Below are 14,293 nucleotides of genomic sequence, written 5' to 3'. Positions count from 1 at the left end.
AAGATGTCTGGTCGTCGTCTCTATACCGCAGCGAACCTGGCATTACTGTGTACGCTGAGCAGCTCGGTGTTTGCCACTGAGAATGCGGAAGATAAGCGCGAAATTCAGCACGTGCTGCGCAAAATACAAGCCTCTGCGCAAAAAATGAATTATTCCGGCACTTTTGTTTATCAGCAAGCGAGTCAGATCCGTACCTCCAGAATCACTCACCACCTGGATGCGGGCGGTGAGACAGAAAAACTGGAAATACTCGACGGTAAGCCACGCGAATATATACGCAGAAATGACGAAGTGTCCTGTTATCTGCCGGATAGTAAAACTATACAGGTGGAGAAAGATGTCAGTCAGGAGTCCTTTCCGGCCTTATTGACCCAGAATGCCCAGTATCTGCCTGATTTTTATACCATCCGTAAAGGTGAAATGAGCCGCGTTGCAGGCCTTGAATGCCAGACCTATTCGCTGGAACCCAAGGATGGCTTTCGTTATGGTTATCGTCTGTGTGCGGAAAAATCATCTGGACTGATGTTGCGTGCACAGACGGTCAATCCTAAAAATGAAGTCATTGAGCAAATCGCATTCACGCAATTGCAAGTCAATGATATCGACAAGAATAAACTCAAGCCCAGTTTTCCAAATGTCAATCAATGGCGTATTGAAAATCTGACGGTGCAATCCAATATACAGTCTGGCTGGGTTGTTAAGGCTTTGCCTGCAGGTTTTACTAAAACCAAGGAATTGAAACGCGTCATTCCATCGCCGGCCAATGCGAATAACGCCTCTGCCTCTGGCAATGCTGGCAGTGCCTCGGCTAACGCCGCAGCGAACAAAACAGCGAAATCGCATCAGGTGATACAAATGATGTTTTCTGATGGACTGGCTGCCATGTCTGTTTTTATCGAGCCTTATAGCGAGGGAAGGACGGAAGGTAGTCTGCAACAGGGCGCGATGACTATCATGGGCAAACGTCAGGGCGAATACTGGCTGACCGTGGTAGGCGAAGTGCCAGTCAGTGCGATTCGACAGGTCATGAATTCGATCGAGCTGAAAGCAAACAAGTAATACGTGATAGCTAATACGTAATAAACAAAGGAAGTTGACTAACTATGAAAGCACAAACACTGTCTCCAGTTAAAAAAATGGTGTCCACTTTAGTAGTGAGTGCCTGTATGGGCTTTGTTGCCCCCACCTTCATGCAACTGACCCCAGTTGCAATGGCTGCTGCACCTGTCGGATTGCCGGATTTTACTGAGTTGGTTGAAAAATCCGGCCCGGCTGTTGTGAACATTCGCACCACAGAAAAAATCAGTCAGCAACAAGGTGCAGATGACGAGCAGCTGGAATTTTTCCGCCGCTTCTTTGGCATGCCGATTCCTAAGCAAACACCGGCACCACGCAATCGTAAGCAGGCTCCACAGGAAGAAGAAGTGCCGCGCGGAGTTGGCTCCGGTTTCATCGTTTCTGCTGATGGCTATGTGCTGACCAATGCACACGTGGTGGATGGTGCGTCAGAAGTCTATGTCAAACTGACGGATAAACGCGAATTCAAGGCTAAGGTAGTCGGTAGTGATAAGGGTACCGACGTCGCGGTACTGAAAATTGAGGCGAGTAAGCTGCCTAAGATCACCATCGGTGATTCTGACAAAATCAAGGCAGGTGAATGGGTGATTGCGATTGGTTCCCCATTCGATCTGGAGAATACCGTCACAGCAGGTATCATCTCTGCCAAAGCACGTGATACCGGCGACTATGTGCCATTGATACAGACGGATGTGGCTGTGAATCCTGGCAATTCCGGTGGCCCGCTGATTAATATGCGCGGTGAAGTCATCGGCATTAACTCGCAGATTTATAGCCGCTCCGGTGGTTACATGGGGATTTCCTTTGCTATCCCAATTGATGAGGCAATGCGTGTGGCTGAGCAGCTTAAGCAGCATGGCCGTGTATCGCGTGGTCGTATCGGTGTGCAGATGGGCGAAATGTCGAAAGAAATCGCAGAAAGCTTAGGCCTGCCAAAAGCGCAGGGCGTACCGATTGCTGCGGTTGAGTCAGGTTCTCCAGCTGAAAAAGCCGGTGTACAGGATGGTGACGTGGTATTGAAATTCAATGGTCAAAATATCGAAAGCCGTGCTGAATTGCTCAGGGCAGTAGGTGCTACCCGTCCTGGCACCAAAGTCAGCATGAGTGTCTGGCGTAAAAATGCGATCAAAGAACTGACGCTGGTCGTGGCAGAGCGTGATGCGGACAAGGTCGCGCAAAAAGCGGACAAAAAGCAAAAGAAAGAGCTGAGCAATTTACTCGGCGTATACGTCGCTGACTTGAATGAAGCACAAAAGAAAGCCTTGCCTGCAGGGGGGGTGGTGATCGAGTCCGTTGATGGTGCTGCGGCAGCCGTTGGTCTGCGTCCTGGCGATCTGATACTGTCGCTGAATCAGATAGACGTGAAAGATACCAAGCAATTCAATGCGATGCTGGCCAAGCTGGACCCGAAAAAACCTGCCGTGTTATTGGTGAGGCGCGAAAACGCATCGCAGTTTGTGCTGATACGCCCGCAAGCGCAGTAAAGCAAACTGTTGCGCTGACCTTAAGTTGTTCCTAAGCTGCCCCTAAAGTGGGCAGTTTTTTTATTTTGAGTGGCTTGTGGGTTGACGCTGTTTTTCTGAATCTCCAGGTTTGGCGCGCCTTCTGGCCAGTTTTTGCTTTGAGAACCGCATCAAACCTCAGTGTACAGTGCTGTGAAGTACGCCGCAGACATAAAATATGCCAGTATTTTGCTGATCGGCATTTATAATGCCAGTTTTTAGCTTACTGACTGCAGGCAGCGCGATATGATCGCATTCACCCTCTATTCACGCAGCTATTGTCACCTGTGTGATGACATGCTGACCCAATTAAACAGCTACTCCCAGCAATATCCTTTTACCGTGGATGTGCTGGATGTTGACGCGGATGACGAACTGTTGAGTCTGTACGACGAACTGGTGCCCGTACTGGTCGGGCGTCATCCGGGCGGTGACGCACAGCGCATCTGTCATTACCACCTCGATGAAGTGGCGCTCAGGCAGTTTTTTGCAAAGGTTTAAGATGGCCAAAAAGAAGCAGGCGCCACAGGAAGTACAGGGCGATACAGTGTTGCAGCAAACGCTGGCGCTATTCAGCCATGATGATTTACTGATTTGTGGCGTCGACGAAGCTGGTCGCGGGCCACTGGCTGGCAGCGTGGTGGCAGCAGCGGTGATATTGGATCCGGCGCGGCCGATCAGCGGTTTGCGTGATTCCAAAAAGCTTAGCGAAGCGCAAAGAGATGCGCTGGCGGTAGAAATCAAGGAAAAAGCACTGGCGTGGGCGATTGCGGAAAGCTCAGTCGAGGAAATCGACCAGCTCAATATTTTACAAGCGACCATGCTGGCGATGCGCCGTGCGATTGAACAACTCAGCATTACCCCTGAGCTGGCACTGATCGATGGCAATCGCTGTCCAGTGATGGCGGTGCGCTCAGAAGCCATCGTCAAGGGCGACGACAAAGTTCCGGCGATATCGGCCGCGTCTATCCTGGCTAAAACTGCCAGAGATCATGCCTTGTTAGATCTGCATCAGTTGTATCCGGATTACGGCTTCGATCAGCACAAGGGCTATCCGACTGCATTGCATCTGGCACGTTTGCAGCAGCACGGCGTCACACCGGTACACAGAAAATCATTTGGGCCAGTCAAGGCTTTGTTAGCATGAAACATATTACCTCGCGGGATAATCCGCTTTTCAAAGAACTCAGACAGCTGGCGACGCAGGCGCAGGCACGCCGCAAGGCAGGCAGGACCTTACTCGATGGGGTGCATTTGTGTCAGGCCTACAGTCAGCAGTTGGGTGCACCAGAGATTTGTGTCGTCTCTGAATCGGCTTTGGCGAACACGGAAGTCAATCAGCTGGTCAGCGCCAGCCTGCTCGATGCTGCGCAGAAAATCTGTCTGCCGGATGCCTTGTATGAGACGCTGAGTCAGGTTGAGCACGGCGTCGGCATCCTGTTCGTCGTGCCTACTCCGGCGCGTGCCGTGCCCGCGGCACTCACAGAAACGGCCGTGGTACTCGATGGTTTGCAAGACCCCGGCAATCTGGGCTCGATACTGCGCAGTGCGGCAGCTGCCGGTATCCGTCATGTATTTTGCAGCAACGGCACGGTGTCTGCCTGGTCGCCTAAGGTGATGCGGGCTGGCATGGGCGCACATTTTTTACTGCATATTTATGAGAATTGCGATCTGGTCGAGGTCCTGAACCGCAGCAAGATCCCGGTGCTGGCCACCAGTTCCCATACTAAGACCACCATTTACCAATCCACTTTAAACCAGCCTGTGGTTTGGATGTTCGGCCATGAAGGGCAGGGGGTGTCTGCGGCATTGATGGCAAAGGCCACCCAGACTGTGACCATCCCGCAACAGGCGGCAATAGAGTCTCTGAATGTGGCTGCCAGCGCTGCGATTTGTTTTTTTGAGCAGGTCAGACAACAGCTAACTTAAAAAGCCTTGAAAAAAACGTTCAAAATCACTAAGGGCTGAACTCGCATCGCGTTCAGCCCTTAGTGATTCTAAATCTGCGCTCAGTTAATAGACGCGCACATCGGCTTTAATTTCTTGCAGGATCGTCGTGGAGATTTCCTCAATCGACTTAGCCGTTGAGGACAGCCAGCGTATGCCTTCGCGTTTCATCATCGCTTCTGCTTCATTCACTTCGTAGCGGCAGTTTTCCAGCGATGCATATTTACTGCCTGGCCGGCGCTCATTGCGGATCTCACTCAGACGTTCCGGCGCAATACTTAATCCAAACATTTTGGACTTAAATTCAGGCAGCACCGAAGGCAGTTTGCCGCGTTCAAAATCGTCCGGTATCAGGGGATAATTTGCCGCCTTAATCCCATACTGCATCGCCAGATACAGGCTGGTTGGTGTTTTTCCTGAGCGTGACACACCCACCAGTATCACATCTGCGGTGGACAGATTCTTATTTGACTGACCATCATCATGCGCGAGCGAGAAATTGATCGCTTCAATACGGTTCTTATATTCCTCGGTATCGGCGATATTGTGGCTACGACCTATGGTATGGGTGGATTTGATCCCCAGTTCCTGTTCCAGCGGCGACACGAAGGTCTGGATCAGATCCATGTGCAAACCCTTGGATTGAAAAACAACATTTGCCAGTTCGGTCTTGACCAGGGTAGAGAAAACGATGGGACGATTGCCTTCGGTCGTGTAGGCGTCATTGATGCGACGCAAGGCCTCATGGGCTTTATCCAGGGTATCTACAAAAGGCAGCCGGATTTGTCTGAATTTGAGATCAAACTGAGTCAGCACAGAATGGCCGAAGGTCTCTGCGGTAATACCAGTTCCATCTGAGACAAAGAAAACGGTGCGGTTGGCAATAGGGTTATTGTTGACGTCGGATTCGCTCATGAGCTCTATGCATTAAGAATGCTGTAGGTGAAAAAAATTTTCTGCTTGCGTGTCAATATATCATTCCAATATATTGTGCAGCAGCGATCCATTTTGCAGCACAGCATGTAAAATGCTGAAATAGCATGTGTTTCGTGACTGGTGACCAGAATAACAAAAATTAGGCCAGACACGAAGCAGTACAGATTTCTTACCATCAAAAAGAGGTTGTTATGTCCAACGCAGCAAATACTGAAGCAACTTACGTTGCCTCATTTGAGCATTTACGGATGACAGATGTTGAATCTGTCGGCGGTAAAAATGCCTCTCTAGGCGAAATGATCAGCCAGCTGGCCACGGCCGGTGTGCGCGTACCAGGTGGTTTCGCGACCACAGCGCAGGCTTTCCGTGATTTTTTGTCGCATAGCGAAAACGGTGGCTTGCCGCTGGCAAAACGTATCGCCGACCGTTTGGAAACCCTGGATATCGAAGACGTCAAAGAACTGGCGAAAGCTGGTGCAGAAATCCGTCAATGGATTATCGACACACCGTTCCAGCCGCGTCTGCAACAGGAAATTGAAGCGTTTTATAACAAACTGGTGGCTGACTCCGTCGGAGAGGTCTCGTTTGCAGTACGTTCTTCTGCCACAGCAGAAGATTTGCCGGATGCGTCCTTTGCCGGTCAGCAAGAAACCTTCCTGAATGTGGTTGGTATCGAGAACGTACTGGAAGCCATGAAGCACGTATTTGCTTCGCTCTACAATGACCGCGCGATTTCTTACCGCGTTCATAAAGGCTTTACCCATGCTGAAGTGGCGCTGTCAGCTGGTGTGCAGCGTATGGTGCGCTCTGATCTGGGCGCAGCTGGTGTGATGTTCACGATAGATACGGAATCCGGCTTTAAGGATGTGGTGTTTATCACTTCCAGCTATGGTCTGGGTGAAACCGTGGTGCAGGGAGCGGTGAATCCGGATGAATTTTATGTGCATAAACCGATGCTGGAACAAGGCAAATTGCCTGTGATCCGCCGCAACATTGGTTCTAAACTCATCAAGATGGAATTTACTGGCGAAGCCAAGGCTGGTCGTTCAGTCAAAACCGTGGATGTACCGGTTGAAATGCGTAACCGCTACTCGCTGGATGACAACGAAGTGGTTGAGCTGGCCAAATATGCCGTCATCATTGAGAAGCATTATGGTCGCCCTATGGATATCGAATGGGGTAAAGACGGTCGCGACGGTAAGTTGTACATCCTGCAGGCCCGTCCTGAAACGGTCAAGTCACAGGAAAAAGCAACTGACGCGCAACAACGCTTCAAACTCAAAGGCAGTGGCACTGTGCTCGCTTCCGGCCGTGCGATTGGCCAGAAGATCGGTGCTGGCCGCGTGCGTGTGATTCACGATCCGTCTGAAATGGAACGTGTACAGCCGGGCGACGTGCTGGTCGCAGACATGACCGACCCGAACTGGGAACCAGTGATGAAGCGCGCCTCCGCGATCGTGACTAACCGTGGTGGCCGTACTTGCCACGCCGCGATTATCGCGCGTGAACTGGGTGTACCAGCCGTAGTAGGCTGCGGCGACGCGACCGATATGCTGAAAGATGGCACCCTGGTGACCGTATCTTGTGCTGAAGGTGATGAAGGTAAGATTTACGATGGTTTGCTGGAAACCGAAGTCACCGAAGAAGTCCGCGGTGAATTGCCGAAGCTGCCTTTGAAAATCATGCTCAACGTGGGTAACCCGCAACTGGCATTTGATTTCCAGTCTGTACCTAACGAGGGTGTGGGCTTGGCACGTCTGGAATTCATCATCAATAACAATATTGGTGTGCATCCTAAGGCTATCCTTGAATATCCAAACATCGATCCTGCACTCAAGAAAGCAGTAGAATCGGTTGCGCGTGGCCATGCATCGCCTAAAGCCTTTTATGTCGACAAACTGGCAGAAGGTGTGGCGACGATTGCGGCCGCATTCTGGCCTAAGAAAGTCATCGTGCGTTTGTCTGACTTTAAATCCAATGAGTATAAAAAACTGATCGGTGGTTCACGCTACGAGCCGGATGAAGAAAATCCTATGCTGGGCTTCCGCGGTGCAGCGCGTTATCTGGCATCGGATTTTGCAGAATCCTTTGAAATGGAATGTCAGGCAATGAAGCGCGTGCGCAATGACATGGGGCTGACCAATGTGGAAATCATGGTGCCTTTCGTGCGTACTCTGGGTCAGGCAGAAAAAGTGGTGAATCTGCTCGCGCAGTATGGCCTCAAACGCGGTGAAAATGGCCTGCGTCTGATCATGATGTGTGAAGTTCCATCCAATGCGATTCTGGCAGAAGAATTCCTGCAGTACTTCGATGGCTTCTCTATCGGTTCTAACGATCTGACTCAGCTCACACTGGGTCTGGACCGTGATTCCGGCATGGAGTTATTGGCTGCTGACTTCGATGAGCGTGATCCTGCAGTACGCGCCTTACTGTCACGCGCTATCGCGGCTTGCCGCAAACTCGATAAATATGTGGGTATTTGCGGTCAGGGCCCATCCGATCACCCTGATTTTGCTGAATGGCTGATGCAGGAAGGGATAGAGTCGATCTCGCTGAATCCTGATTCTGTGGTCGATACCTGGCAAAAGCTGGCAAAGGTCGCTAAATAAACAGGCACCTGAGCGATACATACATCGTCGCCATGAAAAAAACGCGGACTGAATTTTGTTCAGTCCGCGTTTTTTATTGCGGCCTGGCTGAAGGGCAGTCACACAAGTTTCATGGAAACGGTGTATACATTAGACTGCGATTACCGCTGATTTTTGTCGTTTTATCCATCAAAATGCAATTCCGATTGCAATACCAATAAGAACAGGAGGCTGAAGCATGAGTAATTGGACCCTATGGTGTATCGCAGTTGGTGTAGTGGTGAGTCTGGAACTGCTGACCGGTACTTTCTATTTATTAATGATAGCGTTGGGTTTAGCCGCTGCTGCTTTGGCCGCATTTTTTGGCGCAGCCAGCAGTGCGCAACTGATCGTGGCGGGCTTGGTAGGAGGACTGGCCACACTGATATTACATAAAAGTCCGTATGGCTGGAAACCAGGTCAGCAAGCAGAGCGTGATCCGAATGTGAATATGGATGTCGGCCAGCGCTTACAGGTAGAGCAGTGGCGCGATCTGGGTGTCGGCAGTTTTCAGGCCAGAGCAATGTATCGCGGCGCGATGTGGGATGTAGAGCTGCATCACGGTGCTGGATTGCCAGGCTCGTATCAGATACAGGAAGTACAGGGTAGTCGCCTGATTGTCAGGCCAGCCTGAGTCGGCTGAATTTGACAGTAGTGGTTTGCGTGTTGTAGCTGAATACGAAACGATCACGCATACATCGTTTCAACTTTTCTCTTAATAACAATAAAGGTAATCATATGGAAAATATAGGCGGAGTAGCCCTGATACTGTTCATCATGGCTCTGGTGTTCGTCATCAAAACAATTAACGTCGTGCCGCAACAGCACGCCTGGGTCGTCGAACGTTTGGGTAAATATCATGCCACTCTAGGGCCCGGTCTGAATATCGTGGTTCCCTTCATCGACCGTATTGCTTATAAGCACAGTCTCAAAGAAATCCCATTGGATGTGCCACCCCAAGTTTGTATTACTAAAGACAATACACAATTACAGGTCGATGGGATTTTATATTTTCAGATTACCGATGCGATGCGCGCCTCGTATGGCTCGTCGAATTACATTGCGGCGATTACCCAGCTCGCGCAAACCACTTTGCGCTCAGTGATCGGTAAGATGGAACTGGACAAAACGTTTGAAGAGCGTGATCACATCAATACCACGATAGTCAGTGCGATTGATGAATCTGCTGCAAACTGGGGTGTGAAGGTTTTACGCTATGAAATCAAGGATTTAACGCCGCCCAAAGAGATTTTACATGCGATGCAGGCGCAAATTACCGCAGAGCGTGAAAAGCGTGCACTGATCGCGGCATCTGAAGGTCGTAAGCAGGAGCAGATTAATATCGCTAACGGTGAACGCGAGGCCGCTATTGCCCGTTCTGAAGGTGAAAAACAGGCATCCATTAATCGCGCTGAAGGTCAGGCTGCAGCGATATTATCCATCGCTGAGGCGAGCGCAGAAGCGATACGTAAAACCGCTGCGGCGATTCAGTCACCAGGTGGTGCCGATGCAGTCAATCTGAAGGTGGCAGAGCAGTATGTTGGTGCCTTCGGTAATCTGGCGAAGACCAATAATTCGATTATCGTACCGGCTAATCTCGGGGATATGAGTGGTTTGATTGCAACCGCAATGCAAGTAATCAAAACCCAGCCTGCGTCCACCCATGCTGCGACTAGGGTCGTTGCGAATCAAAGCGGCAATACCTGAGGTGCTTTGTGTACGATGAAGACAAGTCGCTAGCGCTTTTTGAGTAAGGGTACTTTTTAATATCTTACTGTCAGCCATGACGAGCCAGGTCGCAAGCTCGTCATGGCTGTTTTCATTTGGGCGGCGATAGTCCCATATCTCAAAAATTCTGTAAATTCCCAAAAAAAGAAAACTTGGGTTCGAGAATTTTCACGTCAGTTCAAGTCATCAGCGTGCGTTGAGTTCAGCTTTGCTCATCGGCTTCTTGGAGGTATGTAAGGCGCTAGATCTAATGTGCTGCCTTCCACGGAGCGTGTAATTTCCGCTTGCCCCTGCGCCTTAGTTAAGGGGTGCGAACAACCAGATTTTCTTGTGCCGCGACCGGCAACCACAAAACTAGTGCATCCGTCGTAGCGGTGGTGCGCAGTCCGCTGCGTACTGCAACTTGTCCAGCGAGCCATTCCATGTCATTGACCGGGGCTTCGGCTTGCTGCAAGGCGTAAAGAACATGGAATTGCCATTCCTGTAAGGTATGCAGCAGCACACGATAACGTATTCGGCTCAGAGCAAGCCAGCCGGGCTGCGGTTCCGGTTGCATAAGATCGGCACTGCTTTCGGTCGCCGACTTGGCAGCGTGCCAGAAATCTGCCAGAGGATACTGCACCGACAGCAAACGCAGGCAGGGCGCCGCTGACCAGCCTGGGCAGTCACTGTTATCGGATTCTGCATTCAGTGCCACAGGAGCTTGCAGATCTGACATAAGCGTCAGCAGCGCAGGGACGGGTGTTTCCTGATTATGTGTGTGGCCGGTCACAGACAGGGTTTCTAATCCGGGTGCACGCAATACCTCGGTATACGCGCGCTCGAGAAATGCCAGTTCGACTGGAAAGGCAAACAGCAGGTCCATTTCGTGCTCGCCACTGCTTGGCTGTGACTGCTGCAAAAACTTCGGAAATCCTGCGCCCAGATCAAATAAGGATGGCGAACGCGACGGATGATGAGCCAGATACTGCCGGCAAAAAAAATGAAACAATTCCTTCCCTAAGGCTTGCATCAGTACCGGGTAATCTGCCTCCAGACACTCTTGCAAACGTAACAGATAGCCACTGGCATAGATAGGCAAACGCGAGGCCTGTTCATGACCCGGTTTTAGCAGCGCTGACTCATTCAGCGCAAACATTTGTTGTGCGGCGTGCAGGCCCGCACGATATCCGTCAGCATGGCTGATCGCGGTCATGAACCACGCCTGTATTTGCACAAGTGTTACTTCAGATTTAGCCATAGAGACATCGTTCAGATTAGGCATCATACTAGTAACCTGCATCAGGCCATCAAGGCTTGTAATGAACCTGCCAAGGCATGCGCTTCTGCCGGATTGGCGGTGACCGCGGGCGGCTCAGGTAAATTGCCTTGTATGACCTGTCTTGCTTTATGTAACTCATCCAGCAGATCTGGATAACTGGGGATTTTGGCATCCCATTCCAACAGGGTCGACACACCGCCGGTCAGTTGATGAGCCAGCGCGTACAGGGCCCAGACTGCTGTCGGGACAGGCTGGTCATGGGTATCAATCAGATAGTCGCCGCAGTCTGTTGGTCCCGCCAGGTGTATCTGCACAATGCGATCAGCCGGCAGCTCCATTAAATAGGCATGGGGATCATAGCCATGGTTATAGGCCGAGACATAGACGTTATTCACATCCAGCAACAGGCCGCAGCCCGTTTCCTGGCACAGTGCGGCGAGGAAAGCGGACTCAGTGAATTCAGAATGTTGAAATTCGAGATAAGTACTGGGGTTTTCCAGTATCAGCGGTCTTTGTAAAAAATCCTGTACCAGCCTGATTCTCGCCGCCACATGGCGAAGAGATTCTTCGTTCAACGGCATGGGCAATAAGTCGTGGCTGTTAATGCCCTGAACGCCAGTCCAGCATAAGTGATCGGAAATCCAGGCAGGCTGGATTTCCGATGCGAGGTGCCTGAGTTTAGACAAATACACCATGTCGAGCGGATCGGTGCTGCCGATAGACATGGATACACCATGCATCACGACTGGCGTACGCTCGGCAATCTGATTCAATACATGCTTTGCAAAACCATGGTGATCGATAAAGTTTTCAGAAATAATCTCAAACCAGTCGACCCCGGGGCCATGCTCGAGTATGTGTTGAAAATGAACATGCCGCAGACCCACACCCAGGCCCAGGTGTGGGAGGCCCAGGCGTGCTTTGCTGTGTGATCCTGACGTGGTCGTTGTCTTCATTTCAGTGTATGAATAAGCTGGAGAAAATCAGCAAAAATCAGGTTGATGGCGGCAGCGCAAGACGTAAATCAGTCGGTGCTGGCCGCGTTCCCGCTTCCTGTTTTCTGGCTTTCATTACATTGACATAGGCTTGCCAGGCCAGATCGTACACATTTTCACCCTGATGGAAAGGCATGGTTTCATTCAACGGTATAGAGCGATGTGGTGGCTGATCTTCAAAGTTATAGAGCTTCATGGTGCCGCTCTCTGGATACAACTGCGATGCGGAAATCGGCACCGCACACCCGCCAAATGACTTGCACTTATTGTCGCTGGGGGCACTGTATAAATCCGATGGTGCCGGGCCGGGTGTGGGACCACCACACAGATTTTGTCCAGCAGTCTCTGTCGTGGCAGATTGGGCGGACGCGGACTTGTTGCTCACGCTGCCACAGGATGAACTGCCGCAAGAGCCACCGCCGCTATCGAGCTGGGCAAAGCCACATCCACCTTGGGCATGGCAGCCATTGGAGCCGCGACAAGTATGATAGACCTCTATCGCTGCACATTGATGACTGCTGTCTTTACCACTCAACTGCAGGCCCTGACAGGCGTGGTACAGCGTATCCGGGTCTGGCAGTGGTACAGAGACCGACAGATCGGGCGATTGGCCGGTAATGGCCCAGCAAATAGCGATCCGGTCACCGGAGCCGACCATGGACGGGTAAGGGAAGCCGGTACTTTGCTGCTGCCAGTATTCATCCAGCACAGAGGTAATGCCATAAATAGCGCCGGCTGAAACCTGACTCAGGGTCTTCAAGGTGCCGGTACCCGCCGCTTTGAGACGATTGAGTGCGCCAGCTACTTCCTCGGGTTTTGGAATGTTGGTGGGCGCCTGGGCCGCGACATATTCATGGTTGATCAGCATGTCGCTGGTCCAGTGATGACCTTGTGCATGCCATTGTTCCCAGGTCGTCAGCCGTTCAGAGACTATTTCACTGCGTGATTCCAGTATGTTTTTGACATCCTGGAAGCGCTCATAGTGATCAAAGGCTGCGCTGTGGTAGCGCGCTGCCGCATCGGCTGAAGCGACTGGCTTGCCTTCACCGTTATAGGACGGATAATCGGCCTTGAGTGCCTCATCGTTCTCGCGGTAATCCGGCTGCACGGCGCGCAATAAATGGGTGTGGCGGTAATGACGGATACCGGCCGCATTGCCTTCACCCTGGTCGGTGATGGCACACATCATATCGATCGCTTTATTGTACGAGTGTGCGCCGCCGCCATCCTGCTCTTCCGGCCCGAACAGGGTAGAGAAATGGGGATATTCTTTTTTCGGGTGGGAGCTGTTATTCGTATTGAACATGTCCTGCTGGACAGATCCATTCACAAACAGTTTTTGCCATAAAGTCTGGCCATCGCTATATTCCATGCTGATGTAGCGTGCATAGCATTCATACATATAACCGATTGTACCGAACAGAGGGAGGTCGGCAAAGCCCTTGGACGGAGTCCAGCCAGCAAACGGCACGTCCGGAAAATACTTGTGCGCATTGAGCCGCAATTCTTCACGTGCTTGTTTTTCCGGCTGCTCTATCGCCAGAAACAGCTGTATTTGATTGTGATTCAGCGCTTCCAGATTCACTTTTACATTGTGATAACTATGAGTGTCTTTCAGGTCAACGATACAGGGGATGACGCTCTTTTGTGGGCCGTAGCACGTCCAGCCACGTTCCGCATTTTGCAGGCCGGAACCTGCAGTAAATTGGGGTTTGACACCAATTGCAGTCGCCAGATTGGCCGCCATCTGCAGATGCAGCATTTCCTGGATGAATACACTGAAAATCACATTAAAGGCGCGTTCATTGGCGGTATGCGGATGCGCACTGGTTGACATACCTGGCCATTGACGGCCTTTGTAATAGGTGTTGCCTTTGGAGTTGATCTGGTGGGTACCATAGATGGAATACATGGAATTCATGTAAACCGGGATGGTAAATAATTCCACGCTGACCGCGGCCTGAGCAATAGCTTGCACGGCAGCTTTATCGGTAGCGAAAAATTCCAGTGGGCGATTTTTGATTGCCTCTTGTGGTGCTTCTGGGACAGCTGAATACATAGGTATCTCCTTGTTCAGTCAGTTCAGACACGAGATGCTTCGGTGTAGGTGGGCTATGCAAAAGGCATGGTATTCAGGAAATTATGCATTTATGCAATAGCGAGGCGACTCTAGCACGGCGTTTTTGATTTTTAGAATGTTTTTTGCATTTAAAAAATACA

Annotated in this window: 12 protein-coding genes; 8 read left to right on the top strand and 4 right to left on the bottom strand. The window is 51.0% G+C overall.

What is annotated here, in order from left to right; translation table 11 throughout:
* Positions 1 to 3 precede the first annotated feature (3 nt).
* The 5 genes from H8K47_RS08445 to H8K47_RS08425 all read left to right on the top strand — a co-directional run bounded on the left by H8K47_RS08445 (position 4) and on the right by H8K47_RS08425 (position 4,508).
* Positions 4 to 1,059: a MucB/RseB C-terminal domain-containing protein gene (locus H8K47_RS08445; RefSeq protein ID WP_186880968.1), complete on the top strand. Its 1,056-nt coding sequence runs from the start codon at positions 4 to 6 to the stop codon at positions 1,057 to 1,059.
* Positions 1,060 to 1,103: 44 nt separating this feature from the next.
* Positions 1,104 to 2,561: a DegQ family serine endoprotease gene (locus H8K47_RS08440; RefSeq protein WP_186880967.1), complete on the top strand. Its 1,458-nt coding sequence runs from the start codon at positions 1,104 to 1,106 to the stop codon at positions 2,559 to 2,561.
* 264 nt (positions 2,562 to 2,825) lie between these two features.
* The gene (locus H8K47_RS08435; RefSeq protein ID WP_186880966.1) at positions 2,826 to 3,080 is read left to right on the top strand and encodes a glutaredoxin family protein; all 255 of its coding nucleotides are present in this window, start codon (positions 2,826 to 2,828) and stop codon (positions 3,078 to 3,080) included.
* A gap of 1 nt (position 3,081) precedes the next feature.
* Positions 3,082 to 3,726, top strand: a complete 645-nt coding sequence (rnhB, locus tag H8K47_RS08430; RefSeq protein ID WP_186880965.1) for a ribonuclease HII — start codon at positions 3,082 to 3,084, stop codon at positions 3,724 to 3,726.
* A complete protein-coding gene (locus tag H8K47_RS08425) occupies positions 3,723 to 4,508 on the top strand; it encodes a TrmH family RNA methyltransferase (protein ID WP_186880964.1) in 786 nt (261 codons plus the stop codon). The genes rnhB and H8K47_RS08425 overlap by 4 nt, the downstream gene beginning before the upstream one ends.
* Before the next feature lie 84 nt (positions 4,509 to 4,592).
* Here H8K47_RS08425 and ppsR read toward each other — a convergent pair whose 3' ends face one another.
* The gene (gene ppsR / locus H8K47_RS08420) at positions 4,593 to 5,441 is read right to left on the bottom strand and encodes a posphoenolpyruvate synthetase regulatory kinase/phosphorylase PpsR (protein ID WP_186880963.1); all 849 of its coding nucleotides are present in this window, start codon (positions 5,439 to 5,441) and stop codon (positions 4,593 to 4,595) included.
* 212 nt (positions 5,442 to 5,653) lie between these two features.
* On the opposite strand from ppsR, the gene ppsA reads away from it, so the two are divergent.
* From ppsA to H8K47_RS08405, 3 genes are all read left to right on the top strand, one after another.
* Positions 5,654 to 8,071, top strand: coding sequence for a phosphoenolpyruvate synthase (gene ppsA / locus H8K47_RS08415; RefSeq protein WP_186880962.1), 2,418 nt, complete (start codon positions 5,654 to 5,656; stop codon positions 8,069 to 8,071).
* 217 nt (positions 8,072 to 8,288) lie between these two features.
* Positions 8,289 to 8,723 carry an NfeD family protein gene (locus H8K47_RS08410; protein ID WP_186880961.1) on the top strand — a complete coding sequence of 145 codons (435 nt, stop codon included), beginning with the start codon at positions 8,289 to 8,291 and terminating at the stop codon, positions 8,721 to 8,723.
* Positions 8,724 to 8,827: 104 nt separating this feature from the next.
* Positions 8,828 to 9,796: an SPFH domain-containing protein gene (locus tag H8K47_RS08405; RefSeq protein WP_186880960.1), complete on the top strand. Its 969-nt coding sequence runs from the start codon at positions 8,828 to 8,830 to the stop codon at positions 9,794 to 9,796.
* Between the two features lie 322 nt (positions 9,797 to 10,118).
* Here the strand turns inward: H8K47_RS08405 and H8K47_RS08400 are convergent, their stop codons facing one another.
* The 3 genes from H8K47_RS08400 to H8K47_RS08390 are packed head-to-tail and all read right to left on the bottom strand — an operon-like array spanning position 10,119 to position 14,132.
* Positions 10,119 to 11,084, bottom strand: coding sequence for an HvfC/BufC N-terminal domain-containing protein (locus tag H8K47_RS08400; protein WP_186880959.1), 966 nt, complete (start codon positions 11,082 to 11,084; stop codon positions 10,119 to 10,121).
* Between the two features lie 14 nt (positions 11,085 to 11,098).
* Positions 11,099 to 12,034, bottom strand: coding sequence for an MNIO family bufferin maturase (gene bufB / locus H8K47_RS08395; protein WP_186880958.1), 936 nt, complete (start codon positions 12,032 to 12,034; stop codon positions 11,099 to 11,101).
* 37 nt (positions 12,035 to 12,071) lie between these two features.
* Positions 12,072 to 14,132, bottom strand: coding sequence for a ferritin-like domain-containing protein (locus H8K47_RS08390; RefSeq protein WP_186880957.1), 2,061 nt, complete (start codon positions 14,130 to 14,132; stop codon positions 12,072 to 12,074).
* Positions 14,133 to 14,293 lie beyond the last annotated feature (161 nt).

This window comes from Cognatundibacterium rugosum, from assembly GCF_014284365.1.
Classification (GTDB): Bacteria; Pseudomonadota; Gammaproteobacteria; order Burkholderiales; family Burkholderiaceae_D; genus Undibacterium; species Undibacterium rugosum.
The sequence above is the reverse complement of the archived record's forward strand: the minus strand, read 5'-3'. Positions and strand labels throughout refer to the sequence as shown.

Coding starts and splice junctions, on each gene's coding strand:
- H8K47_RS08445 (WP_186880968.1), top strand. CDS start 4: ATGTCTGGTCGTCGTCTCTATACCGCAGCGAACCTGGCATTACTGTGT.
- H8K47_RS08440 (WP_186880967.1), top strand. CDS start 1,104: ATGAAAGCACAAACACTGTCTCCAGTTAAAAAAATGGTGTCCACTTTA.
- H8K47_RS08435 (WP_186880966.1), top strand. CDS start 2,826: ATGATCGCATTCACCCTCTATTCACGCAGCTATTGTCACCTGTGTGAT.
- rnhB (WP_186880965.1), top strand. CDS start 3,082: ATGGCCAAAAAGAAGCAGGCGCCACAGGAAGTACAGGGCGATACAGTG.
- H8K47_RS08425 (WP_186880964.1), top strand. CDS start 3,723: ATGAAACATATTACCTCGCGGGATAATCCGCTTTTCAAAGAACTCAGA.
- ppsR (WP_186880963.1), bottom strand. CDS start 5,441: ATGAGCGAATCCGACGTCAACAATAACCCTATTGCCAACCGCACCGTT.
- ppsA (WP_186880962.1), top strand. CDS start 5,654: ATGTCCAACGCAGCAAATACTGAAGCAACTTACGTTGCCTCATTTGAG.
- H8K47_RS08410 (WP_186880961.1), top strand. CDS start 8,289: ATGAGTAATTGGACCCTATGGTGTATCGCAGTTGGTGTAGTGGTGAGT.
- H8K47_RS08405 (WP_186880960.1), top strand. CDS start 8,828: ATGGAAAATATAGGCGGAGTAGCCCTGATACTGTTCATCATGGCTCTG.
- H8K47_RS08400 (WP_186880959.1), bottom strand. CDS start 11,084: ATGATGCCTAATCTGAACGATGTCTCTATGGCTAAATCTGAAGTAACA.
- bufB (WP_186880958.1), bottom strand. CDS start 12,034: ATGAAGACAACGACCACGTCAGGATCACACAGCAAAGCACGCCTGGGC.
- H8K47_RS08390 (WP_186880957.1), bottom strand. CDS start 14,132: ATGTATTCAGCTGTCCCAGAAGCACCACAAGAGGCAATCAAAAATCGC.